Source organism: Providencia rettgeri (assembly GCF_041075285.1).
Lineage (GTDB): Bacteria > Pseudomonadota > Gammaproteobacteria > Enterobacterales > Enterobacteriaceae > Providencia > Providencia rettgeri_G.
Map to the genome: position 1 here is coordinate 3,335,576 of NZ_CP163512.1, position 24,188 is coordinate 3,359,763.

The following is a 24,188-nucleotide window of genomic DNA, read 5'->3' on the forward strand; positions in this document are numbered from 1 at the left end:
AAAAACAAAAAACCACATCATTCATCAGAACGATATGGTTTGCTTTGTTCTTTTATGACATCAGTATATTTTTCTAAATTTATAAAAAACAAAAAACCACATCATTCATCAGAACGATATGGTTTGCTTTGTTCTTTTATGACATCAATATATTTTTCTAAACTATTCGCGTTAGAGGAAGGCGGCAAAGGAGGTTATCTCAAGGAGCATACAAAAGTATGTGACTTGGGTAACCGAGTGCAGCCAACGCACCTATCACGCGAAGAGTGACGAAAAATTAGTTGGCGACAGCGATCTTCTTCATATCCGTCATATACCCACGTAACGTCTTACCGATTTTCTCAATAGGGTGATTACGGATTGCCTCATTGATATCGCGTAATTGTGCGTTATCTGTACCATTATCAGCAACTGGCTTCGCTAAATCGCCTGCTTGTAATTTAGCCATAAAGTCTTTCAACATCGGCATAACTGCAAATGAGAACAGGTAGTTACCGTATTCCGCTGTATCTGAAATAACGACGTTCATTTCATACAAACGCTTACGAGCGATGGTATTAGCAATCAGTGGCAATTCATGCAGTGACTCATAATATGCAGATTCTTCTAAAATGCCCGCTTCTAACATCGTCTCGAACGCTAATTCAACACCTGCTTTAACCATCGCAACTAACAGGACACCATGGTCGAAATACTCTTGTTCTGCAATTTTACCATCATATTCTGGGTAGTTTTCAAACGCAGATTTACCTGTTTCTTCACGCCATGCCAACAAGTTTTTGTCATCATTTGCCCAGTCAGCCATCATCGTTGCAGAGAACTCACCAGAGATGATGTCATCCATATGTTTTTGGAACAGAGGTGCCATGATAGTTTTCAACTGCTCAGACAGCGCGTATGCACGTATTTTTGCAGGGTTAGATAAACGATCCATCATCAACGTGATACCGCCTTGTTTCAGCGCTTCAGTAATCGTTTCCCAACCAAATTGAATTAATTTACCTGCATAGCCCGGTTCAACACCGTCCGCAACCATTTTGTCATAACTCAGTAACGCACCCGCCTGTAACATACCGCATAGGATAGTTTGCTCTCCCATCAGGTCAGACTTAACTTCTGCAACAAATGAAGATTCCAGCACACCGGCACGATGCCCACCCGTCGCAGCTGCCCATGCTTTAGCAATCGCCATCCCTTCTCCTTTCGGATCATTTTCTGGATGAACAGCAATCAGCGTTGGAACACCAAAGCCACGTTTATATTCTTCACGGACTTCAGTACCTGGACATTTTGGAGCAACCATCACAACAGTAATGTCTTTACGAATTTCTTCGCCCACTTCAACAATGTTGAAACCGTGTGAATAGCCCAGTGCTGCGCCTTGCTTCATCATAGGCTGAACAGCACGAACAACGGTAGAGTGTTGTTTGTCTGGCGTTAAGTTAATAATTAAGTCCGCCGTTGGGATCAATTCTTCATACGTACCGACTTTAAAGCCGTTTTCTGTTGCTTTGCGCCATGAAGCACGCTTTTCGCTGATCGCTTCTGCACGTAATGCATAAGCGATATCTAAACCAGAATCACGCATGTTCAGGCCTTGATTCAGACCTTGAGCACCACAACCGACGATGACGATTTTTTTCCCTTTCAGGTAGCCAGCTTCGTCCGCAAATTCTTCACGTTTCATAAAACGGCACTTGCCTAACTGAGCTAACTGCTCACGCAAATTCAATGTGTTAAAATAATTCGCCATTGTCATACTCCATTGTTCTGTTGTGTTCGTTATGTCAGGCAAGTAATTTGCCTGTCGCTTATTTTTAAGCGTTTATGGATTTACTATATGCGATGTTTCGCATTGCTTAAATTGATATATTAACAATACAATGTTGCAATATTCGCAACGTGGTTAATTACTTCATTAGAGGCCAAAATGGATATTCGTGATCTAAAACTTTTTTTGCATTTAGCGCAGAGTTGCCACTTTGGCCGAACATCCAAAGCGATGCATGTCAGCCCTTCAACACTGTCTAGGCAAATTCAGCGCCTAGAAGAGCAACTTGGCCACCCATTGTTTGTCCGTGATAACCGCTCGGTAAAACTTACACAAGCGGGCGAACATCTAAAACAATTTGCTCAACAAACCTTGTTGCAATATCAACAGTTACAACACGCCCTTAACCAACAAAGCCCTTCACTCAGTGGTGAGTTACACCTTTTTTGCTCCGTCACCGCCGCCTACAGTCATTTACCACAAGTTTTAGATAAGTTCCGTGCTTTACACCCGTTAGTCGAAATAAAGCTGACAACAGGAGATGCCGCTGATGCGGTTGAGAAAGTGGAAACTCACGAGGCAGACCTTGGTATCGCCGGTAAGCCTGAGCGTTTGCCTGATAATGTGCGTTTCACCAAAATTGGCGAAATCCCTCTAGTGCTTATTGCCCCATCGTTACCTTGCGCTGTACGCTCAATGGTAACTGAAAAAGAACCCGACTGGTCAACAGTGCCATTTATCCTTCCTGAGCATGGCCCATCACGCAAACGTATCGAGTTATGGTTTCGCCGCCATCACATCAATAATCCGGTGATTTATGCCACGGTATCGGGTCATGAAGCGATTGTCTCAATGGTCGCGCTTGGCTGTGGTATTGCCTTGATCCCAAGTGTTGTCGTGGATAACAGCCCTGAGCCGGTTCGTAGCCGTATCTCACAGCTCGACAATATTTCGATGGTAGAACCTTTTGAACTCGGCGTTTGCCTATTAAGCAAACGCCTGAACGAACCATTAATTAAGGCATTTTGGGCCTTACTCCCAGACAACTCAATCTAAGATTTTCTGGCTCTCTTGTGGTGCTAGGAAAAAGCGAAAAGACGGGTTGCCGGTCTCATCGTGATACTCATACCCTAGCGCATCAAGGTGTCGGTCAAAACGCACTTCTGGTCCTGCAAGCTCAAATGCCGCCAGCACTCGCCCATAATCTGTACCATGACTACGGTAATGAAAAAGCGTAATATTCCAGTGTGTTCCAAGTGTTTCTAAGAATCTCAGCAACGCTCCTGGGGACTCTGGAAATTCAAAGCTAAACAATCTTTCATCTAATGGTTTTGATGGGCGACCACCTATCATATAACGCACATGAAGCTTTGCCATTTCGTCATCAGATAAATCATTGACTTCATAGCCATGGCTTCTGAGTTCTTGGATAATTTCCGCGCGTTCACCATCACGACCACTTAAACGTACCCCAACAAAAATGCATGCTTGATCAGGATCTGCATCCGTATAACGGTAATTAAATTCAGTGATTGCACGGTGACCTAATAGCTGGCAAAAGCGTAAAAAACTGCCTTTTTGCTCAGGAATAGTCACCGCCAGCAGTGCTTCTCGTTGTTCACCAATTTCACAGCGTTCAGAAACATAACGCAGTCCGTGGAAATTCATATTCGCACCGGACAATATATGCGCTAAACGCTCCCCTTTGATGTTGTGCTGTTGCACATATTTTTTCAGCCCCGCCAGTGCCAACGCACCTGAGGGTTCCGCAATGGCACGGACATCTTCAAAAATATCTTTCAGTGCTGCACAAATAGAGTCGCTATCTACCGTGATAACGTCATCAACGTATTGTTGACACAACCTAAAGGTTTCATCACCAATACGTTTAACCGCAACCCCTTCTGCAAATAAACCGACACGCGGTAAATCAACAGGATGACCTGCTGCTAATGCAGCTTTCAAACAGGCGGCATCTTCCGCTTCAACGCCAATGATTTTAATTTCTGGCATCAATTGTTTGATGATAACCGCCACCCCCGCGATTAAGCCCCCTCCCCCCACGGGGATAAAAATACGGTCTAAATGTACGTCTTGCTGTAATAACTCCAACGCAATTGTTGCTTGCCCAGCAATGACAGATGGATGGTCAAAAGGGGGAACAAAGGTATAACCCTCTTCTTCGGCCATGGCGATCGCTTTCGCCTTTGCCTCATCAAAATTCGCACCATGTAAAATGGCTTCGCCCCCAAAACTACGAACGGCATCCACTTTGATATCTGCGGTTGCCACTGGCATGACAATTTTGGCTTTAACACCAACACGGCTTGCCGACAGGGCTACACCTTGCGCATGGTTTCCTGCCGACGCAGTGACAACCCCTTTAGCTTTTTGCTCTTCCGTTAAACTGGCGATCATGGCATAAGCCCCCCGCAACTTAAAGCTGTGTACGGGCTGCCTATCTTCGCGTTTAACTAAAATCGTATTACCTAAACGTGCAGAAATTTTATCCATTTGTTGAAGCGGCGTAACTTGAGCCGCTTCATAGACCGGCGCACTGAGCGCCGCCTTTAAATAATCAGCACTTGTCGGTACTGCGGGTAATGGTTTTGCCGCTGCCACATCATCCCCCTAATTTAGACTTATCGCGTACAGCGCCTTTGTCTGCACTGGTTGCTAAGGAAGCATAGGCACGCAAAGCAAAAGAGACGTCGCGCTGGCGATCACGTGGTGTGAAAGCTTTATCACCACGTGCTAATTCAGCTTCGCGGCGTTGATTAAGTTCACTTTCACTGACATCCAATACCATGGTTCTTTTGGGAATATTGATATCAATCATGTCGCCATCTTGAACCAGCGCTAATAAACCGCCACTTGCCGCTTCTGGCGAAATATGGCCAATTGACAAGCCTGAGCTACCGCCCGAGAAACGGCCATCAGTAATAAGTGCGCAACTTTTGCCGAGGCCCATCGATTTTAGGTAGGACGTTGGGTATAGCATTTCCTGCATTCCCGGCCCACCTTTTGGCCCTTCATAGCGGATCACAACTACATCACCTTCCACGACTTTTCCACCTAAGATTGATTCAACGGCTTCATCTTGGCTTTCAAATACTTTTGCAGGGCCACGGAAAGTTAAGCTGCCCTCATCAACCCCTGCTGTTTTGACGATACAGCCATCTTCTGCAATATTTCCAAAAAGTACCGCCAGACCCCCGTCCAAACTATAAGCATTTTCAATATTACGAATACAGCCATTTTCACGATCAGTATCCAGTGAAGGCCAACGGCAATTTTGTGAAAATGCTTTCGTGGTGCGGATGCCCGCAGGTCCTGCGGAAAACATGGATTTCACACCCTCATCTTTCGTCAACATAACATCATATTGCGCCAATGTTTCTTGGAGAGTGAGACCTAAAATATTAGTGACATTTTCTTGCAATAAACCAGCTCGGCTCAGTTCACCTAAAATACCAATCACACCACCCGCACGGTGAACATCTTCCATATGGTATTTCTGTGTACTTGGTGCCACTTTGCATAAGTGAGGCACTTTGCGAGACAAACGGTCGATATCTTCCATCGTAAAATCAACATCGGCTTCTTGTGCTGCAGCCAGCAAATGGAGAACCGTATTTGTAGAGCCCCCCATAGCAATATCAAGCGTCATAGCATTTTCAAATGCCGCTTTATTGGCAATATTGCGAGGTAGCGCGCTTTCATCGTCTTTTTCATAATAGCGCTTTGTTAACTCAACAATGCGTTTACCCGCATTGATAAACAAGGTTTCACGATCTGCGTGAGTGGCTAATAACGAACCATTACCTGGCTGAGATAAACCTAGTGCTTCGGTTAAGCAGTTCATGGAGTTTGCAGTAAACATACCTGAACACGACCCACAAGTTGGGCAAGCGGAACGCTCAATTTGTTCACTATCCGCATCGCTCACATTTGGATTCGCCCCTTGGATCATCGCATCGACTAAATCCAATTTAATAATTTGGTCTGAAAGCTTGGTTTTACCTGCTTCCATCGGACCACCAGAAACAAAAATAACAGGAATATTAAGACGTAACGACGCCATTAACATTCCTGGGGTGATTTTGTCACAGTTAGAAATACACACCATGGCATCTGCACAGTGCGCATTAACCATATATTCGACAGAATCGGCAATTAATTCACGGGAAGGTAAGGAATACAGCATTCCGCCATGCCCCATGGCAATCCCATCATCAACTGCAATTGTATTAAACTCTTTCGCTACACCACCTGCATTTTCAATTTGCTCTGCAACCAGTTTTCCAAGATCGCGTAAATGCACATGACCAGGAACAAACTGAGTGAATGAGTTAACAACTGCAATAATGGGTTTTCCAAAATCAGCATCGGTCATCCCGGTCGCTCGCCACAATGCACGTGCCCCCGCCATATTACGACCATGAGTTGTTGTTGCTGAACGGTACTTAGGCATATCTTTAACTCCCGTGTTTAAAACAGGCGGGGAACGTCCGCCTGTAACATCTATTTTAATTTAATTATTAAGGGTTTACTGGATCTAACCAGCCCCATTTGTCTTCCGTTGTGCCATTAAATAAACCAAAGAATGCTTGTTGAATTTGCTTAGTCACTGGACCACAACGACCAATACCAACTTGAATACCATCAACACTGCGTACTGGGGTGATCTCTGCCGCAGTACCTGTCATAAATACTTCATCAGCAAGATAGAGGGACTCCCGTGATAGTGTTTGCTCACGGACTTCAATACCCAGATCTTTGGCCAACGTTAAAATCGCATCACGAGTAATGCCCGGTAATGCTGATGATGTGAAAGGAGGTGTATATAAAATCCCATCTTTCACTTCAAAAATATTTTCCCCAGCACCTTCTGAAAGATAGCCGTGAACATCTAAAGCAATACCTTCTTGATAACCATGGCGGCGTGCTTCGCTACCAACTAATAGAGAAGATAGGTAGTTACCGCCTGCTTTTGCCCCCGTAGGAATAGTGTTTGGTGCAACACGGTTCCACGAGGAAACCATCGCATCAATTCCCTGATCTAAGGCTTCTTCACCTAAATACGCCCCCCAAGGGAAAGCGGCTAAAATCACATCAGTGTTATAACCATTCGGCGGGTTAACTCCCATGCCAACATCACCGATAAAGATTAGTGGGCGAATATATGCGCTGACTAAGTTGTTTTTACGTAAAGTCGCACGGCAAGCTTCCATTAATTCTTCCACGCTATAGCTGACAGGCATACGGTAAATTTTTGCAGAATCGTGCAAACGTTGCATATGCTCACGGTGACGAAAAACCACAGGTCCTTTGTGAGAATCATAGCAACGGACGCCTTCAAATACTGATGTTCCATAATGCAGAGCATGAGACATTACATGAACCTTTGCATCAGCCCATGGCGTCATTTCACCGTTAAACCAAATAAAGTCAGCTTTCTTAGTCATTTTTATCTTCCTTACATTGCACTTTGTGTGCGTAATAGTCGTGATTCTTGTTGTAGCACTTCAACTTCTGTAATGTCGGAAAGCTTGGTTAACTGAGCACAAAGCTGAGTTAACGGCCTCTGACTACTTACAGTCAGTTCAATATTAACATTACCGCCATCTATTGATTGCCCCATATTCATGGCATTTATCTGAAATCCACGGTGGCGAGTGACCCTTAATATACGCTCTAAAACCTCAGGACGGAAACGGGCCAATATCGAGAGTTGATGTTGCATCATAATGGTTTCTCCATCATTTTTTCATTACTTGCCCCTGGTGGAACCAATGGCCAGACGTTTTCTAATTCATTAATTGATACCTGCAGTAAGTAGGCACCCTCGCTATTCAATAATTCATCTAATGCGGCATTTACTTCAGATTTATCAGTAATACGCTTCCCTTTAATACCAAAAGCACTCGCTAACGCAACGAAATCTGGATTATCTGTTAATATCGTTTCGCTGTACCGTTGTTCAAAAAACAATTCTTGCCACTGACGCACCATACCTAAACGCTGGTTATCCAATAAAAGAATTTTTACAGGCAATTGTTTACGTTTTATAGTGCCTAACTCTTGAACATTCATCATGAATGAACCATCACCAGAGACACAAACAACGGTATCTTCCGGCCTAGCAACTTGTGCGCCAATTGCTGCTGGGATACCAAATCCCATCGTGCCTAATCCACTTGATGTTAAAAAATTTTCAGGAGCATCCACAGTAATGTGTTGTGCTGCCCACATTTGGTGCTGCCCTACATCTGTCGTAACAACAGTGTTTGGCTTCATTTTATCCGACAGTTGTTTCAATAAGAGTGGTGCATAAATAGGCTCCCCAGGATGGTCATAACGCCACCCAAACTCTTTTTTCAACTGCTGAACTTCCGCTTGCCAAGGTGTAATTGTCTTTTTCAGTATTAATTTAGGTAATAACGCTTTTGCATCACCGTGCAAGGCCACATGAGTTTGGCGTAATTTATCTAGCTCAACATGGTCAATATCGATATGGATCACTTTGGCATTTGGCGCAAAGGTATTTAATTTCCCTGTAACACGATCATCAAAACGAGCACCAACTGCAATCAGTAAATCACAGCGTTGTACCGAAATATTAGCGGCTTTCGTACCGTGCATTCCTAGCATTCCCAAATAATTTTCATCCGCTGGATCGACAGCACCTAACCCTTTTAACGTTGAAACAGAAGGTAATCCCGTGTAGGCAATAAACTCGCGTAACTCAGAAACTGCACCTGACATCCCGACACCGCCACCGATGTACAACATGGGTTTTTCTGATTGCTCTAGCAATGCTCTCGCTTGCTGTATTTCAACTTCAGGAGATGGCATTTCTTGTTCTACAGGCATTAAAAAAGGTGAAAGCTCTGCGTGTTGCAGCTGAATATCTTTCGGAATATCAATCAGTACAGGCCCAGGACGTCCACTATTTGCGATTGCGAAAGCTTCAGCAAGGACACGAGGTAAATCCTCTATCGACTCAACTAAAAAGCTATGTTTTGTGCAGGCTAAAGAGAGTCCTAACACATCAATTTCCTGAAAAGCATCCGTTCCAATAAACTCAGAAGCCACTTGCCCTGTTATAGCAACAACAGGAACCGAGTCTAACAGTGCATCCGCTAATCCAGTGATTACGTTTGTTGCACCAGGTCCTGACGTAGCGATACAAACCCCTGTTTTACCTGTTGAGCGCGCATAACCAATTGCCGCAATGACTGCGCCTTGCTCGTGTCTGCACAATAAATGCTCCACACCACCATCATATAATGCATCGTAAACTGGCATAATTGCCCCACCGGGGTAACCAAAAACAGTATCAACCCCCTGAGTTCGTAACGCTTGAACTAACCATTGTGCTCCGTTCATGCTTTTCTCCTGTCCGCCTATGCTCTATCCATTTGTATTTATTATGTTTTATTTACTATCAGGGCATTAACAAATATTCACGTCAAAAAAAACCCCGCGCCTTTCGGTGCGGGGTTCTCGTAAGATCTGGCTGTTATTTTAGCCTTCGTCGTCCAAGTGCAGCCCCGCACGGTGGGATAATAATCACCACCACGCTAATAATAATTAGGCTAACTGCTTGGATAAATGCGTTCATGAGTTTTACTTTTTTTAACTTTATTTGTTGTCCTTATTAAAGAGTTATCATTTTAAAATAGCTTTGACAACTTTTATTTCGTTTATTTATTATCAAAATATTTATCTTCAATAAAATCAAAGCATTAAAATAAATTCAAAATAATATGCTAACAAATAAACGAAAAACCAGTGATTACCCACAAACTCAGCAGGATAATCAGCTACATCCCCCATTCTCCATCAATGGAAATGGGTTGATATCACCTAACCTAATTGATTACTTTTTCTTAACATTATCCAAGAGACTGTCAAAATATATCCTTTTCAAAAAGACCTTAAACCTAGAAATATCAGCTTCTTAATGCGCTTCCCAAGAAAATGGAATAGATAAGTAACTAAACAAATAAATTATCGAGCCGCTTCGCAAATACTATTTTTTAGTCTTAAAAGTCAGCTTGTTTTTAACAGAATATTACTCTGATAATTGTATCGGAGGTTTTATGGCACTAGCGATTGTTTATACTAGAGCTTCAATAGGCATGGAGGCACCTCTTGTCACTGTTGAAGCACATATTAGTAATGGGCTTCCAGGCCTAACATTAGTCGGTTTACCCGAAACGGCAGTCAAAGAATCGAGAGATAGGGTCAGAAGTGCACTACTAAACAGTGGGTTCGAATATCCCGCAAAAAAAATTACGGTAAATTTAGCACCTGCGGATTTACCCAAGGAAAGTGGTCGTTACGACCTTGCAATTGCAATCGCTATACTCGCCTCATCAGGTCAGATATCACATGATATTTTAAACAAGCATGAGTTTTTAGGCGAACTCGCGCTTTCTGGTGATATACGCTACGTCAACAGCGCTATTCCGGCGGCACTAGCTGCATTAAAACAGCAACGAATATTAATTATTTCAACAAAAAATCAGCATCAATTGAATCTGTTGCCTGATAACAGTGTTCAGTTCGTAAACTCTCTACTCGAACTTTGTCATTATTTTCATGGAAATAATAAACTTGCGTTTAATTGCCAGATAAAACAACCACGACCATGTACTAAAAATGGAAATAATATCAATGATATTATAGGGCAAGAGCAAGGTAAGCGAGCACTCGAAATTTGTGCAGCTGGGGGACATCACTTACTCCTTTTAGGTCCTCCTGGAACGGGAAAGACAATGCTCGCTAGCCGACTTATTACATTATTACCCGTTCTTACGCCTCAGGAAGCGCTAGAAGTCGCTTCGCTACATAGTTTAAGCCAAACGACTCAAAATGCCATAGATTGGCCAACAAGGCCATTTAGAGCCCCTCATCATAGCGCATCAGTGGCAGCTCTCATTGGTGGTGGTTCGCTACCTAAGCCCGGAGAAATTTCACTCGCACATCATGGAATTCTATTTCTAGATGAATTACCTGAGTTTAGTCGTGCCGTCTTAGATTCATTAAGAGAACCTCTTGAATCAAGAGAAATCAGTATCTCTAGAGCGAAAGCAAAAGTCTGTTATCCTGCGAACTTTCAACTTGTTGCCGCACTAAATCCAAGCCCTACCGGGCACTATCAAGGAGCAATGAGCCGTTCCTCACCAGTATGTATTTTGCGCTACCTTTCCCGCATATCAGGTCCATTCTTAGATCGCTTTGACCTTTCCATTGAAATACCTTTGTTGCCCATAGGTTCACTCAGCAATCCCACTAACCAAGGAGAAACTAGCGAACAAATACAACTGCGTGTTATTCATGCAAGAAATAAACAGCTAGAGCGAGCGGGGAAAATAAATAACTTACTAACATCGAAAGAAATAACACAATTTTGTTCTCTAAAAACCAAAGACGCTTTATTCTTAGAGGATGCACTAAACAAGTTAGGTCTTTCCATCCGGGCTTGGCATAAAATCTTAAAGGTTTCTCGGACTATTGCAGATCTTAATGAATGCTCAAATATTGAGCGAGAGCATTTATTAGAAGCGCTTGGGTATCGAGCAATGGATAAGTTATTGCTTCATTTGCAAAAACAAGTAAGCTGAGCGGAGGAGAAATAACATATTATTTATCGTACAAAATAAAGGGACCGAAGTCCCTTATCTTATACGATGGTAATATTAGTCATCTGTATCAGTGTAGTCTTCCGATGGATCTATCTGTGGTTTACCACCAGACAACGTATGGAAGCGTTTTGGACGATTAATACGACTAGAGTATTTTACCCAAACTTTTTCTTCCGGGGTAACAGGTTCACGCTCACCGCGGCAAACAGCAACGAAGAGTTTCTCCTCATCAGTTTGTGCTGTGCGTTTACCAGTATCAAGCTCATTAAAAGCTTGACCAAGGCGCTCAAGTAACTGAGCCTCTTTAATGGTGAAATCACCATGACGAGAAAAACCACGTGGGTAATGCTTGTTATCAAAAAAACGATTAGTCGTGATGAAGCTTTCTGCCATCTGACACACTCCTAACTTATTGCAGTCAAACTCTATATGGCGCGGAGTATTAGACAGCATTGACAATCTGTAAAACAAAACATTTAAATCATCACGACAAAAATAATTGGAGATGTATGTGGACAGCGAGTTATTGAGAACTTTTTTAGAGGTAAGCAAGACTAGGCACTTCGGTAGAGCCGCAGAATCACTCTACTTAACGCAATCTGCTGTCAGCTTTCGTATCAGGCAGTTAGAGACTCAACTAGGGACTAGCTTATTCACTCGCCACCGAAATAATATTCGACTAACTGCTGCGGGTGAGCGATTAGTACCCTATGCCGAATCTTTAATGAACACTTGGCTACAAGCCAAAAAAGAAATTTCTCATGCATCACAGCATACTGAACTTTCAATTGGTGCCACGGCTTCATTGTGGGAAGGCTACCTCACTGATTGGGTAGAAGCGCTGTATACTCAACATGATGAATTACGATTAGAAGCCCGTGTTTCTACCCGCCAATCACTTGTAAAACAATTACACTCAAGAGAATTAGATTTACTGATAGCCACTGAACCACCCAAAATGGATGAATTCGAAAGTACCATCATTGGGGCTATCGAGCTTCAACTCATGGCTTCACAAAAAAATATCGCCCTGACAAATTACAACTACATAAAGCTAGAATGGGGAGCTGATTTTCATCCCAAAAATGAATCAGCACTAACTCAAGATGATACGCCAGTGATGATCACAACATCTGCCCATATTACACGTCAATTACTTCCTGTATCACTTTCAGCGGCATTTTTACCTGCTCATTGGGTAAATCAGTATCCTGCGCTAAAAACGCTGTCAGAAACATCCATAACTAAGCCATTATATGCAGTATGGCTACAAAAAAATGATCAACAGGCCCTTATTAATCAATTGATTAAAACACCAATAAAAAATGCACCATTACAACTAGCAGAATAAACAGGATGAGTGAACGATTTCATCCTGTTTATTACTGGTCATTTCAGCATTGATGATTCTTCTAAGATATATTCAATCCGTTAAACGCACGTCAAAAAGCTGTAAAACAGAGCTTAAAAGGCATTTTTGTCCAGAAATAAGCGCAAATTGATGTTCATCATACCCACATTATCAATTTAATTTTCTGAATCCTTTTAGCTGTAAAAATCAGTAGGAAAGATAAACAGGTTCTAAAAACATTCAGGAATAAAAATTACGTCAATATTGTTTTTAACAGGCTTGATGAATACAAAAGAGAAAGTACTGAATGAGGGAAAACAGGTAACAGGAAGAATTTAACAAAGAAAATTATCACAATCTAGATAAAGAAAAACCCGATTAATATAACCGGGTTATCAATAGATACTTCTTTTATTATTACTTAATTGGTAACTGGCAGGGGCGGAGAGACTCGAACTCCCAACACCCGGTTTTGGAGACCGGTGCTCTACCAATTGAACTACGCCCCTAAATTAAGTGGCGGAACGGACGGGACTCGAACCCGCGACCCCCTGCGTGACAGGCAGGTATTCTAACCAACTGAACTACCGCTCCACTTATTCTTTCGCCTTTCGGCTGCTTATTATGAAATCTCACAATAAGGCTTTAATTTAATGTCTGGCAGTTCCCTACTCTCACATGGGGAGACCCCACACTACCATCGGCGCTACGGCGTTTCACTGCTGAGTTCGGCATGGGGTCAGGTGGGACCACCGCGCTATTGCCGCCAGACAAATTCTGTCTCTTCCCGTTTAGTTATCTTTCACTAAACCAGAAGTGCAATCTTGAACAAGCTGTTGTGTCCTTCACCTTTCGGCTTCTCACCCTCTTGAAAATCAACACACTCTCTCTAAAACACCTTCGGTGTTGTCAGGTTAAGCCTCACGGTTCATTAGTATTGGTTAGCTCAACGTATCGCTACGCTTACACACCCAACCTATCAACGTCTTAGTCTTAAACGTTCCTTTAGGACCCTCTAAGAGTCAGGGAAGACTCATCTCAAGGCAAGTTTCCCGCTTAGATGCTTTCAGCGGTTATCTTTTCCGCACTTAGCTACCGGGCAGTGCCATTGGCATGACAACCCGAACACCAGTGGTGCGTCCACTCCGGTCCTCTCGTACTAGGAGCAGCCCCTTTCAATCTTCCAACGCCCACGGCAGATAGGGACCGAACTGTCTCACGACGTTCTAAACCCAGCTCGCGTACCACTTTAAACGGCGAACAGCCGTACCCTTGGGACCTACTTCAGCCCCAGGATGTGATGAGCCGACATCGAGGTGCCAAACACCGCCGTCGATATGAACTCTTGGGCGGTATCAGCCTGTTATCCCCGGAGTACCTTTTATCCGTTGAGCGATGGCCCTTCCATTCAGAACCACCGGATCACTAAGACCTACTTTCGTACCTGCTCGAGCCGTCACTCTCGCAGTCAAGCTGGCTTATGCCTTTGCACTAACCGCATGATGTCCGACCATGCTTAGCCAACCTTCGTGCTCCTCCGTTACTCTTTGGGAGGAGACCGCCCCAGTCAAACTACCCACCAGACACTGTCCGCACCCCGGATCACGGGGCAACGTTAGAACATCAAACATTAAAGGGTGGTATTTCAAGGTTGGCTCCACGCAGACTGGCGTCCACGCTTCTAAGCCTCCCACCTATCCTACACATCAAGGCTCAATGTTCAGTGTCAAGCTATAGTAAAGGTTCACGGGGTCTTTCCGTCTTGCCGCGGGTACACTGCATCTTCACAGCGAGTTCAATTTCACTGAGTCTCGGGTGGAGACAGCCTGGCCATCATTACGCCATTCGTGCAGGTCGGAACTTACCCGACAAGGAATTTCGCTACCTTAGGACCGTTATAGTTACGGCCGCCGTTTACTGGGGCTTCGATCAAGAGCTTCTCCTTACGGATAACCCCATCAATTAACCTTCCAGCACCGGGCAGGCGTCACACCGTATACGTCCACTTTCGTGTTTGCACAGTGCTGTGTTTTTAATAAACAGTTGCAGCCAGCTGGTATCTGCGACTGGCTTCAGCTCCATGAGTAAATCACTTCACCTAATGCCAGCGTGCCTTCTCCCGAAGTTACGGCACCATTTTGCCTAGTTCCTTCACCCGAGTTCTCTCAAGCGCCTGAGTATTCTCTACCTGACCACCTGTGTCGGTTTGGGGTACGATTAATGATAATCTAGAGCTTAGAGGCTTTTCCTGGAAGCGGGGCATGAGCTACTTCGCCACCGTAGTGACTCGTCATCAGATCTCAGTGTATAGTGAACCGGATTTGCCTAATTCACCCACCTACATCCTTAAACCGGGACAACCGTCGCCCGGCCAGCCTAGCCTTCTCCGTCCCCCCATCGCAATTATCACCAGTACGGGAATATTAACCCGTTTCCCATCGACTACGCATTTCTGCCTCGCCTTAGGGGTCGACTCACCCTGCCCCGATTAACGTTGGACAGGAACCCTTGGTCTTCCGGCGTGCGGGTTTTTCACCCGCATTATCGTTACTTATGTCAGCATTCGCACTTCTGATACCTCCAGCATACCTCACAGTACACCTTCACAGGCTTACAGAACGCTCCCCTACCCAACGAACGTATCCTTAAACTGACTTGCCGTGCGTTACCGCCTCGACTTTGATGAACGCATTGACGTCACTGCGTTCCGTCAATCGTTTTGATACATTGCAGTACCACTTAATCAGTTTAAGTGATACGTTCGCTGCCGCAGCTTCGGTGCATAGTTTAGCCCCGTTACATCTTCCGCGCAGGCCGACTCGACCAGTGAGCTATTACGCTTTCTTTAAATGATGGCTGCTTCTAAGCCAACATCCTGGCTGTCTGAGCCTTCCCACTTCGTTTCCCACTTAACTATGACTTTGGGACCTTAGCTGGCGGTCTGGGTTGTTTCCCTCTTCACGACGAACGTTAGCACCCGCCGTGTGTCTCCCGTGATAACATTCTTCGGTATTCGTAGTTTGCATCGAGTTGGTAAGTCGGGATGACCCCCTAGTCGAAACAGTGCTCTACCCCCGAAGATGAGTTCACGAGGCGCTACCTAAATAGCTTTCGGGGAGAACCAGCTATCTCCCGGTTTGATTGGCCTTTCACCCCCAGCCACAAGTCATCCGCTAATTTTTCAACATTAGTCGGTTCGGTCCTCCAGTTAGTGTTACCCAACCTTCAACCTGCCCATGGCTAGATCACCGGGTTTCGGGTCTATACCCTGCAACTCATTCGCCCAGTTAAGACTCGGTTTCCCTACGGCTCCCCTATTCGGTTAACCTTGCTACAGAATATAAGTCGCTGACCCATTATACAAAAGGTACGCAGTCACCCCATCCTCAAATGTCCCGCTTGCCTTGCCGTCCAATCTTGCCCGATTTTTTAACTTCCGCTGCTCATGGACTTCTATGTCCACTGCGCGGCGGCTTGAAAAAATCGACCAACCTTGTTAGCCAATGCTGCGCTGCTCTTGTGGTGGTGTTTTAAGCCATCACTCAATTGCCGAGGCACTTGAGTGATGGGGCTCCCACTGCTTGTACGTACACGGTTTCAGGTTCTATTTCACTCCCCTCGCCGGGGTTCTTTTCGCCTTTCCCTCACGGTACTGGTTCACTATCGGTCAATCAGGAGTATTTAGCCTTGGAGGATGGTCCCCCCATATTCAGACAGGATAACACGTGTCCCGCCCTACTCGTCGAGTTCACAACACCAACACCTTCGGATACGGGGCTATCACCCTTTACTGCCGGACTTTCCAGACCGTTCTCCTGATGCTGATGCTGATTAAGACTCTGGGCTGCTCCCCGTTCGCTCGCCGCTACTAGGGGAATCTCGGTTGATTTCTTTTCCTCGAGGTACTGAGATGTTTCAGTTCCCTCGGTTCGCCTCGTTTGACTATGGATTCATCAAACGATAGTGCAACGAATTGCACTGGGTTTCCCCATTCGGATATCGTCGGTTATAACGGTTCATATCACCTTGCCGACGCTTTTCGCAGATTAGCACGTCCTTCATCGCCTCTGATTGCCTAGGCATCCACCGTGTACGCTTAGTCGCTTAACCTCACAACCCGAAGGTGTCTTTTCGTGTCATTCTGACGGGTAATGGCTGCGCGTGCATCGATTCTATGTTGGGCAGTGCTCGCAATGCTCACGTACTCATGTACGCTGCGCTTGCTGTGCGCTGGCCGCCTTGAATCGCTGACTGCTCGCTCATTACGTTTTGCCATCATGACAAAGAACATCTTGAGTTGAGATTTTTGAGAGACTCTCACATCGTTTAAGCGATAAACGATGTGCGTTGTTTCAATTTTCAGCTTGTTCCAGATTGTTAAAGAGCATAATTGTTAAACCTACTATACTGTAATAGGCTTAATCATTATTGAGTAAAAGCTATCGCGAGCACCGCACAACACAGAAATGTTGACGCGCAGCCTTTCGATATCCTGAAGTGGCGTCCCCTAGGGGATTCGAACCCCTGTTACCGCCGTGAAAGGGCGGTGTCCTAGGCCTCTAGACGAAGGGGACAACAAGTTCTTCAGTCAATCTTAGATTGGCTTTACTCTCTATTTCATCAGACAATCTGTGTGAGCACTTCACAAGTACACTTCAATGGTAAGGAGGTGATCCAACCGCAGGTTCCCCTACGGTTACCTTGTTACGACTTCACCCCAGTCATGAATCACAAAGTGGTAAGCGCCCTCCCGAAGGTTAAGCTACCTACTTCTTTTGCAACCCACTCCCATGGTGTGACGGGCGGTGTGTACAAGGCCCGGGAACGTATTCACCGTAGCATTCTGATCTACGATTACTAGCGATTCCGACTTCATGGAGTCGAGTTGCAGACTCCAATCCGGACTACGACGTACTTTATGAGTTCCGCTTGCTCTCGCGAGGTCGCTTCTCTTTGTATACGCCATTGTAGCACGTGTGTAGCCCTACTCGTAAGGGCCATGATGACTTGACGTCATCCCCACCTTCCTCCGGTTTATCACCGGCAGTCTCCTTTGAGTTCCCGACCGTATCGCTGGCAACAAAGGATAAGGGTTGCGCTCGTTGCGGGACTTAACCCAACATTTCACAACACGAGCTGACGACAGCCATGCAGCACCTGTCTCAGAGTTCCCGAAGGCACTAAAGCATCTCTGCTAAATTCTCTGGATGTCAAGAGTAGGTAAGGTTCTTCGCGTTGCATCGAATTAAACCACATGCTCCACCGCTTGTGCGGGCCCCCGTCAATTCATTTGAGTTTTAACCTTGCGGCCGTACTCCCCAGGCGGTCGATTTAACGCGTTAGCTCCGGAAGCCACTCCTCTAGGGAACAACCTCCAAATCGACATCGTTTACAGCGTGGACTACCAGGGTATCTAATCCTGTTTGCTCCCCACGCTTTCGCACCTGAGCGTCAGTCTTTGTCCAGGGGGCCGCCTTCGCCACCGGTATTCCTCCACATCTCTACGCATTTCACCGCTACACATGGAATTCTACCCCCCTCTACAAGACTCTAGCTGACCAGTCTTAGATGCCATTCCCAGGTTAAGCCCGGGGATTTCACATCTAACTTAATCAACCGCCTGCGTGCGCTTTACGCCCAGTAATTCCGATTAACGCTTGCACCCTCCGTATTACCGCGGCTGCTGGCACGGAGTTAGCCGGTGCTTCTTCTGTCGGTAACGTCAATCGTTGATGATATTAGCATCAACGCCTTCCTCCCGACTGAAAGTACTTTACAACCCTAGGGCCTTCTTCATACACGCGGCATGGCTGCATCAGGCTTGCGCCCATTGTGCAATATTCCCCACTGCTGCCTCCCGTAGGAGTCTGGGCCGTGTCTCAGTCCCAGTGTGGCTGATCATCCTCTCAGACCAGCTAGGGATCGTCGCCTAGGTGAGCCATTACCTCACCTACTAGCTAATCCCATATGGGTTCATCCGATAGCGCAAGGACCGAAGTTCCCCTGCTTTGCTCCTTAGAGATTATGCGGTATTAGCCACCGTTTCCAGTGGTTATCCCCCTCTATCGGGCAGATCCCCATACATTACTCACCCGTCCGCCGCTCGTCAGCGGGAAGCAAGCTTCCCCTGTTACCGCTCGACTTGCATGTGTTAGGCCTGCCGCCAGCGTTCAATCTGAGCCATGATCAAACTCTTCAATTAAAAAGCTTGATGCTCAAAGAATTAAACTGTTAATCCAATCCGCTTATGTTCGGCTAACTTTGTCGGCTTCGTTGCGTTTTCCTCGCCGTACTTAAGTACTGTCTCGGAAATACTCACTCGCCTTCGCGTTATCCTTCCATAATCGAATTGTCACATTGTTAGTTCATATATGAATTAACGTGTTAGTCACTCTTCAAGACTTAAAATCAAATATTTTTTTGATAGCGTCCTGTGAGTGCCCACACAGATTGTCTGATAAATTGTTAAAGAGCGTTGCGACTGAATCTTTCGATTTTCGACTTCAAGGTCGTTGTCGCGAGGTGACGTATAATACGTTTTTCTTTCAGAAAGTCAAGTGTTTATTTTTAACTTTTTCTTTCTTCACACCTTGTTATCACTTACTTTTTTAAGTTTGGCTTAAGGTTTTCTTTTTCCAACCTCGCCACCGAAGCGGTTTGCCGTGACAACGGATGCGCATTATAGGGAGATGTCAGAATTACACAACCTTTTTTTTAAAAAAAAACACTATTTGGGGATAAAATCACCACTCTGCTTTTTTTAGCTTCATAATGATTATAAAAAGAACGTTTTCACTCCTATAATTCTTACTTTGACGCCGTTATTTAGTACATTAGATCACAGCGTGCTCATGATTTGTTTATTGTCCTCTATTTTTCATTTTTATGGTTACTGCGATGAATAAACCTTTACGACCTTACTTAGGTATTTACCCTTCAATCGGATCCCGAGTCTTTATTGACCCATCTTCCGTTGTTATTGGTGATGTACGATTAGCTGAAGATGTAAGTATTTGGCCTCTCTCCGTTTTACGTGGCGATGTAAACTATATTGTTATTGGCGCACGCACAAATATTCAAGATGGTTCCGTGCTACACGTAACGCATAAGTCCGCCAGTAACCCAGAAGGAAATCCATTAATTATTGGTGAAGATGTGACTATTGGGCACAAAGTTATGCTTCACGGTTGCACTATTGGTAATAGAGTATTAGTTGGAATGGGTTCAATCGTGATCGATGGTGCCGTTATAGAAGATGATGTAGTGATTGGTGCGAATAGTTTAGTTACCCAAGGTAAACACTTAGAATCTGGCTACTTATATATGGGTAGCCCAGCAAAAGCCATTCGAAAACTAACGGATGCTGAACTGACTCATTTACGTTATTCCGCCAATAATTATGTCGAATGGAAAAATAATTATTTATCTTCTGATAATACGTAAATTCCATTTTCATCATCAAAGCCTTGTGTAATCAAGGCTTCAAACTCTTCTTCTATATCCCAACGATTTTGTTGAAATAACATTAAAGCCGTTTCTTGCATTCCATATCGTTGAAATAAAAGAGATTGCGAAATCGTACATTCTGAAAGCAAGCCGCTAATTAGCACAGGAAAACGCACTACTCTAGATAATTCGTCCCATTCCTCCCTATCTGGAAATTGGATCAATTGATTCACGCTTTTAATTCCTTATATAAGGCAGATAAAACAGGTGCAATTTCGGGTAGGACTCCATGCCACAATTTAAACGAGAACGCTGCTTGCCCGACTAACATCCCTAGTCCATCAGCAATTTTTATGGCTTGATGTTGAGTCGCAAATTCAAGAAAGGGTGTTAATGTCCTTTGATAAAACATGTCATAACAAGCGACATCCTTCGTAAAAACAATTGGGTTGATTGCAGGGATCTCTCCGCTAACACCTGATGATGTCGCATTTATAATAAGATCAAAATCAGCACATTCGATCTTCTCGATCGCTTTTTTGCGAATTCTTCCTAATGATGAGAACTCGTTAACCAAAGTTTCTACTTTAGAGAATGTTCTATTTGTCAGTGTGATATCACAACCAAATTCTAACAATGGCAGCAATGCTCCACGTGTTGCTCCACCAGCGCCGATGATGAGTATCCTGCTATTTGGGTGCACAAACTCTAAACGCTGTAAGTCTAACAGCAACCCCATACCATCAGTATTGTCGCCAAGTAGTCGGTTATCATCAAGCTTCATTACCGTATTGACCGCACCACAAGTTTGGGCACGTTCCGTCAATTCTGAAACAGCTAGAAAAGCGCGTTCTTTAAATGGCAATGTGATGTTTGCGCCTTTTCCACCCTGTGAAAAAAAACCTGCCAAACTTTCTTCAAAGCTTTCTATTGGCGCTAAAATTTTTTCATATTCAAGATCAATCCCCGTTTGTTCTGCAAACATCCTATGTATAAACGGTGATTTACTGTGTTGAATAGGATTTCCAAAGACTGCAAACATTTCCATTAATTTTTACCCTTTACGATACAATTCGCCTGTCTTAGCATCCCTAATTTCGGATGGGTTTTGGCGACCACCAACAATGCCATCAAGAACAGGCACCCTGTCATTAAACTGAGCGATAACTTCTTCAGTCGTTCTGCATGGCTCAAACCCGCTTAGATTCGCGCTTGTTGATACTAATGGTTTGCCATAATGACGGCAAAGCTTTTTGACAAGTTCATGGTCGGTTACTCTTACAGCTAATGTATCAAACCGCCCCGTTAGCCATTTAGGTGTTGTCGCTTTAGCTGGGATCACCCACGTTACTGGTCCGGGCCATGTGGAAAACATCGCTTGCTTTTGTTCTTCCGTTAATTGTTCATCATCAATATAACCTTTTAATTGCTCATAATTATCAGCAATAAGAATCAACCCTTTTTCCCAAGGGCGCTGTTTAAGATCTAAAAGTTGATGAACGGCCGTCTCACTATCAGGATCACAACCTAAACCAAAAACAGCTTCAGTGGGATAGGCGATTACTTTTTCTTGTTTTAACGAAACAATAATACTCTCAATTGCAGGTGTAGATTCATTTGACATAGTTTTACTCATTATTCTTTTTGTTGCTTACCGCAGCGTTTGCTGGCACAAAATAATCTTACTCCCTGTCCCCCCCTTTTTTCCATCAATAATGGATATTCACAAAATACACATTTACCAACGATAGGTTTATTATTGAGAATAAACTGACAGTTAGGATAGTTATCACAGGCATAAAAAGTCTTCCCAAAACGGGATTTTCTTTGAAGTAAGTTGCCTTTTTGGCATTGTGGGCAAGGGGCTTTTGTTTCATCCGGCTTATCTATAAGCTCAATATGCTCACATTCTGGATAATGACTGCAACCAATGAACATGCCAAACCGACCTTGTTTTAATACCAAATCATGCCCACACTTTGGACAAAGTTGCCCATCTAACACCTTGACAATATGGCTTTCAATACTCGCCCTCAATGGACGCATATAGTGACATTGCGGGTAACTAGAGCATCCAAGAAAAGGCCCATGGCTGCTATTACGGATCACCAGCAGAGAATCGCACTCTGGGCAATGTTCCTTTTTATCTGTATCAAAAGGCAATGATTTCGACATTTTTTTCTCTTACCTTTAATCAATCACTTAATTAGCTTAGTCTGACATATCCACCACTACAGGCACGGATCACACCGTTAATTTCCATCTCAGTTAGAATCGAAACAACTTGAGTAATCGGCATCTGTACTTGAGCTGCAATAACATCCACTGGTGTAACTTGGTAGCCCACCACATCGAAAAGTTTATTTTCAGCTAAACCAAGCTGGGGGAGTGTGCCATTGTCTAGTTGTGAATCGATGGAAAGCTCAGATTGCACCCAATTTAGCCCATCCCTTAAGTGCTGTAAAATATCCTCAGCATCTACTAATAAATAGGCACCCTGCTGCAATAACCAATGGTTACCACCAAATGCAGGATTACCAAGCGGCGCAGGAAGTGTAAAAAGGTCACGATTTTGCTCAATAGCATAACGCGCCGTAATTAAAGAGCCACTTTTCATGCCTGCCTCTATTACCACTACCGCTTTACTTAGCCCACTAATAATTCGATTTCGCCTTGGAAACTGTTTTGGTAATGGCGGTGTATCTGGCCAATATTCTGAGACTAATGCCCCTTTTTCTTTTATTTGTTCGGCGAGTTCATAATGCTGCTTTGGGTAAATATTTGCCAAGCCACTTCCCAAAACAGCAATAGTCACTCCATTGTTATCCAAAACCGCTTTATGGCTTATCCCATCGATTCCTAACGCTAACCCGCTAGTAATTGAAGCACCATATTGGACAAAGTGCCTGACAAATTCAACTGTCCACTTTCTCCCATACTCACTCGCTTGCCGACTTCCCACTAAGGCAATTTGTTGTGTTATCAGAACGTCTTTTTTTCCTACCACAAAAAGCAAAAGTGGCGGGTGATGGATCTGCTTTAATAAAAATGGGTAAAGTGGGTCAGTAAAAGTAATCATTTGATTGCCCTTACCCATTAACCATTGCTGTACTTTTTCTAATCGGTACTTCGGTACATTAAGGAATTGTAATCTCTGTATTTCATTTAAACCACAGTGCTGTAAAGCTCGGTTACTGATTTTACTAAGCTGTTTTAGCTCATTAATCATTTTTACCGCATGAGTGGGTAATAATCGACTGACCTGAGACATTCTTAGCCATATTTCTTGGGGATTCATTTCGTCATCCTGACTGATTAGTGGATACGTTCTTCAGTGAACAAATCATAACCAATACTGTCAATATGATGGATAAATGTCTAGAATAGGCATTAATTCCCATTCACATTTTGGAAACTGCTCGAAAAATTTATGACAGTCTTAAACGTGTTACATTATCCAGACGAACGCTTACGCACAATTGCTAAGCCAGTCGAAAAAGTTGATGCGCAGATTCAACGCATTGTCGATGATATGTTCGATACCATGTACGAAGAAGAAGGTATTGGGCTTGCTGCTACACAAGTGGATATCCACCAGCGGATCATCGTTATTGACGTTTCTGAAACGCGTGACCAACGCTTAGTGATTATTAATCCTGAATTATTAGAGAAATCAGGTGAGACAGGAATAGAAGAAGGTTGCCTTTCTATCCCTGAGCAGCGTGGGTTTGTTCCGCGAGCAGAACAGGTCAAAATTCGAGCATTAGATTATAACGGCGAGCCTTTTGAGCTTGAAGCCGATGGCTTATTGGCTATTTGTATTCAGCATGAAATGGACCACCTTGTTGGTAAACTGTTTGTTGATTACTTATCGCCTTTAAAACGCCAGCGTATCCGCCAAAAAGTTGAAAAACTAGATAGGCTAAGAGCGAAAGAAGCCAAAAATAGTTAGCTGAGTGAATAG

At 44.1% G+C, this 24,188-nt stretch carries 18 protein-coding genes, 3 tRNA genes and 3 rRNA genes; 5 read left to right on the top strand and 19 right to left on the bottom strand.

The window, feature by feature from the left end; translation table 11 throughout:
• Positions 1-277: 277 nt before the first annotated feature.
• A complete protein-coding gene (gene ilvC, locus AB6N04_RS15210; protein ID WP_369309110.1) occupies positions 278-1,753 on the bottom strand; it encodes a ketol-acid reductoisomerase in 1,476 nt (491 codons plus the stop codon).
• A 177-nt stretch (positions 1,754-1,930) separates the two neighbouring features.
• On the opposite strand from ilvC, the gene ilvY reads away from it, so the two are divergent.
• On the top strand, positions 1,931-2,827 hold the full coding sequence (gene ilvY, locus AB6N04_RS15215; RefSeq protein ID WP_369309111.1) for an HTH-type transcriptional activator IlvY: 897 nt from the start codon (positions 1,931-1,933) through the stop codon (positions 2,825-2,827).
• Here ilvY and ilvA read toward each other — a convergent pair.
• The 6 genes from ilvA to ilvL all read right to left on the bottom strand — a co-directional run bounded on the left by ilvA (position 2,819) and on the right by ilvL (position 9,398).
• Entirely contained in the window at positions 2,819-4,393 is a 1,575-nt protein-coding gene (ilvA, locus tag AB6N04_RS15220; RefSeq protein WP_369309112.1) for a threonine ammonia-lyase, biosynthetic, read from the bottom strand. The two genes, ilvY and ilvA, sit on opposite strands and share 9 nt — an antisense overlap.
• A gap of 1 nt (position 4,394) precedes the next feature.
• Positions 4,395-6,245, bottom strand: a complete 1,851-nt coding sequence (gene ilvD, locus AB6N04_RS15225) for a dihydroxy-acid dehydratase (protein ID WP_369309113.1) — start codon at positions 6,243-6,245, stop codon at positions 4,395-4,397.
• Positions 6,246-6,312: 67 nt separating this feature from the next.
• Positions 6,313-7,239 carry a branched-chain amino acid transaminase gene (locus AB6N04_RS15230; protein ID WP_369309114.1) on the bottom strand — a complete coding sequence of 309 codons (927 nt, stop codon included), beginning with the start codon at positions 7,237-7,239 and terminating at the stop codon, positions 6,313-6,315.
• Positions 7,240-7,250: 11 nt separating this feature from the next.
• Positions 7,251-7,520, bottom strand: coding sequence for an acetolactate synthase 2 small subunit (ilvM, locus tag AB6N04_RS15235; protein WP_369309115.1), 270 nt, complete (start codon positions 7,518-7,520; stop codon positions 7,251-7,253).
• On the bottom strand, positions 7,517-9,163 hold the full coding sequence (gene ilvG / locus AB6N04_RS15240) for an acetolactate synthase 2 catalytic subunit (protein WP_369309116.1): 1,647 nt from the start codon (positions 9,161-9,163) through the stop codon (positions 7,517-7,519). Before ilvG ends, ilvM begins: the two co-directional genes overlap by 4 nt.
• A 133-nt stretch (positions 9,164-9,296) precedes the next feature.
• A complete protein-coding gene (gene ilvL, locus AB6N04_RS15245) occupies positions 9,297-9,398 on the bottom strand; it encodes an ilv operon leader peptide (protein ID WP_071524553.1) in 102 nt (33 codons plus the stop codon).
• 481 nt (positions 9,399-9,879) lie between these two features.
• Between ilvL and AB6N04_RS15250 the strand changes: the two genes are divergently transcribed.
• Positions 9,880-11,406, top strand: coding sequence for a YifB family Mg chelatase-like AAA ATPase (locus tag AB6N04_RS15250; protein ID WP_369309117.1), 1,527 nt, complete (start codon positions 9,880-9,882; stop codon positions 11,404-11,406).
• Between the two features lie 75 nt (positions 11,407-11,481).
• Here AB6N04_RS15250 and AB6N04_RS15255 read toward each other — a convergent pair whose 3' ends face one another.
• A complete protein-coding gene (locus tag AB6N04_RS15255) occupies positions 11,482-11,820 on the bottom strand; it encodes a DUF413 domain-containing protein (protein WP_369309118.1) in 339 nt (112 codons plus the stop codon).
• A 112-nt stretch (positions 11,821-11,932) separates the two neighbouring features.
• On the opposite strand from AB6N04_RS15255, the gene hdfR reads away from it, so the two are divergent.
• Positions 11,933-12,778 (top strand): HTH-type transcriptional regulator HdfR, encoded by an 846-nt coding sequence (gene hdfR, locus AB6N04_RS15260; protein ID WP_369309119.1) that lies wholly within the window; start codon positions 11,933-11,935, stop codon positions 12,776-12,778.
• A gap of 433 nt (positions 12,779-13,211) precedes the next feature.
• On the opposite strand, the gene AB6N04_RS15265 is transcribed toward hdfR, so the two are convergent.
• The 6 genes from AB6N04_RS15265 to AB6N04_RS15290 form a co-directional block, all read right to left on the bottom strand.
• Positions 13,212-13,287, bottom strand: a tRNA-Trp gene (locus tag AB6N04_RS15265).
• An 8-nt stretch (positions 13,288-13,295) separates the two neighbouring features.
• Positions 13,296-13,372: transfer RNA gene (locus AB6N04_RS15270), tRNA-Asp, on the bottom strand.
• Positions 13,373-13,433: 61 nt separating this feature from the next.
• Positions 13,434-13,549, bottom strand: a 5S ribosomal RNA gene (gene rrf / locus AB6N04_RS15275).
• Between the two features lie 139 nt (positions 13,550-13,688).
• A 23S ribosomal RNA gene (locus tag AB6N04_RS15280) occupies positions 13,689-16,888 on the bottom strand.
• A 388-nt stretch (positions 16,889-17,276) separates the two neighbouring features.
• Positions 17,277-17,352: transfer RNA gene (locus tag AB6N04_RS15285), tRNA-Glu, on the bottom strand.
• A gap of 88 nt (positions 17,353-17,440) precedes the next feature.
• A 16S ribosomal RNA gene (locus tag AB6N04_RS15290) occupies positions 17,441-18,980 on the bottom strand.
• Together the 16S, 23S and 5S rRNA genes with 3 tRNA genes alongside form the textbook arrangement of a ribosomal RNA operon.
• A gap of 695 nt (positions 18,981-19,675) precedes the next feature.
• Between AB6N04_RS15290 and AB6N04_RS15295 the strand changes: the two genes are divergently transcribed.
• Positions 19,676-20,221, top strand: a complete 546-nt coding sequence (locus AB6N04_RS15295; protein WP_369309120.1) for a gamma carbonic anhydrase family protein — start codon at positions 19,676-19,678, stop codon at positions 20,219-20,221.
• Here the strand turns inward: AB6N04_RS15295 and AB6N04_RS15300 are convergent.
• The 5 genes from AB6N04_RS15300 to dprA are packed head-to-tail and all read right to left on the bottom strand — an operon-like array spanning position 20,197 to position 23,522.
• A complete protein-coding gene (locus AB6N04_RS15300; protein WP_369309121.1) occupies positions 20,197-20,457 on the bottom strand; it encodes a DUF1488 domain-containing protein in 261 nt (86 codons plus the stop codon). The two genes, AB6N04_RS15295 and AB6N04_RS15300, sit on opposite strands and share 25 nt — an antisense overlap.
• Positions 20,454-21,272 (bottom strand): shikimate dehydrogenase, encoded by an 819-nt coding sequence (gene aroE / locus AB6N04_RS15305; protein WP_369309122.1) that lies wholly within the window; start codon positions 21,270-21,272, stop codon positions 20,454-20,456. Before aroE ends, AB6N04_RS15300 begins: the two co-directional genes overlap by 4 nt.
• A gap of 6 nt (positions 21,273-21,278) precedes the next feature.
• On the bottom strand, positions 21,279-21,848 hold the full coding sequence (tsaC, locus tag AB6N04_RS15310) for an L-threonylcarbamoyladenylate synthase type 1 TsaC (protein WP_369309123.1): 570 nt from the start codon (positions 21,846-21,848) through the stop codon (positions 21,279-21,281).
• Between the two features lie 11 nt (positions 21,849-21,859).
• Positions 21,860-22,399: a topoisomerase DNA-binding C4 zinc finger domain-containing protein gene (locus AB6N04_RS15315; RefSeq protein WP_369309124.1), complete on the bottom strand. Its 540-nt coding sequence runs from the start codon at positions 22,397-22,399 to the stop codon at positions 21,860-21,862.
• A gap of 31 nt (positions 22,400-22,430) precedes the next feature.
• Entirely contained in the window at positions 22,431-23,522 is a 1,092-nt protein-coding gene (gene dprA, locus AB6N04_RS15320) for a DNA-processing protein DprA (RefSeq protein ID WP_369309125.1), read from the bottom strand.
• Between the two features lie 132 nt (positions 23,523-23,654).
• Between dprA and def the strand changes: the two genes are divergently transcribed.
• On the top strand, positions 23,655-24,176 hold the full coding sequence (gene def / locus AB6N04_RS15325; RefSeq protein WP_369309126.1) for a peptide deformylase: 522 nt from the start codon (positions 23,655-23,657) through the stop codon (positions 24,174-24,176).
• Positions 24,177-24,188: the final 12 nt, after the last annotated feature.

Excerpts from the sequence above, each read along its gene's own strand:
- ilvC (WP_369309110.1), bottom strand. The coding sequence starts at position 1,753 with ATGGCGAATTATTTTAACACATTGAATTTGCGTGAGCAGTTAGCTCAG.
- ilvY (WP_369309111.1), top strand. The coding sequence starts at position 1,931 with ATGGATATTCGTGATCTAAAACTTTTTTTGCATTTAGCGCAGAGTTGC.
- ilvD (WP_369309113.1), bottom strand. The coding sequence starts at position 6,245 with ATGCCTAAGTACCGTTCAGCAACAACAACTCATGGTCGTAATATGGCG.
- AB6N04_RS15230 (WP_369309114.1), bottom strand. The coding sequence starts at position 7,239 with ATGACTAAGAAAGCTGACTTTATTTGGTTTAACGGTGAAATGACGCCA.
- ilvM (WP_369309115.1), bottom strand. The coding sequence starts at position 7,520 with ATGATGCAACATCAACTCTCGATATTGGCCCGTTTCCGTCCTGAGGTT.
- ilvG (WP_369309116.1), bottom strand. The coding sequence starts at position 9,163 with ATGAACGGAGCACAATGGTTAGTTCAAGCGTTACGAACTCAGGGGGTT.
- ilvL (WP_071524553.1), bottom strand. The coding sequence starts at position 9,398 with ATGAACGCATTTATCCAAGCAGTTAGCCTAATTATTATTAGCGTGGTG.
- AB6N04_RS15250 (WP_369309117.1), top strand. The coding sequence starts at position 9,880 with ATGGCACTAGCGATTGTTTATACTAGAGCTTCAATAGGCATGGAGGCA.
- AB6N04_RS15255 (WP_369309118.1), bottom strand. The coding sequence starts at position 11,820 with ATGGCAGAAAGCTTCATCACGACTAATCGTTTTTTTGATAACAAGCAT.
- hdfR (WP_369309119.1), top strand. The coding sequence starts at position 11,933 with ATGTATGTGGACAGCGAGTTATTGAGAACTTTTTTAGAGGTAAGCAAG.
- AB6N04_RS15295 (WP_369309120.1), top strand. The coding sequence starts at position 19,676 with ATGAATAAACCTTTACGACCTTACTTAGGTATTTACCCTTCAATCGGA.
- aroE (WP_369309122.1), bottom strand. The coding sequence starts at position 21,272 with ATGGAAATGTTTGCAGTCTTTGGAAATCCTATTCAACACAGTAAATCA.
- tsaC (WP_369309123.1), bottom strand. The coding sequence starts at position 21,848 with ATGTCAAATGAATCTACACCTGCAATTGAGAGTATTATTGTTTCGTTA.
- AB6N04_RS15315 (WP_369309124.1), bottom strand. The coding sequence starts at position 22,399 with ATGTCGAAATCATTGCCTTTTGATACAGATAAAAAGGAACATTGCCCA.
- dprA (WP_369309125.1), bottom strand. The coding sequence starts at position 23,522 with ATGAATCCCCAAGAAATATGGCTAAGAATGTCTCAGGTCAGTCGATTA.
- def (WP_369309126.1), top strand. The coding sequence starts at position 23,655 with ATGACAGTCTTAAACGTGTTACATTATCCAGACGAACGCTTACGCACA.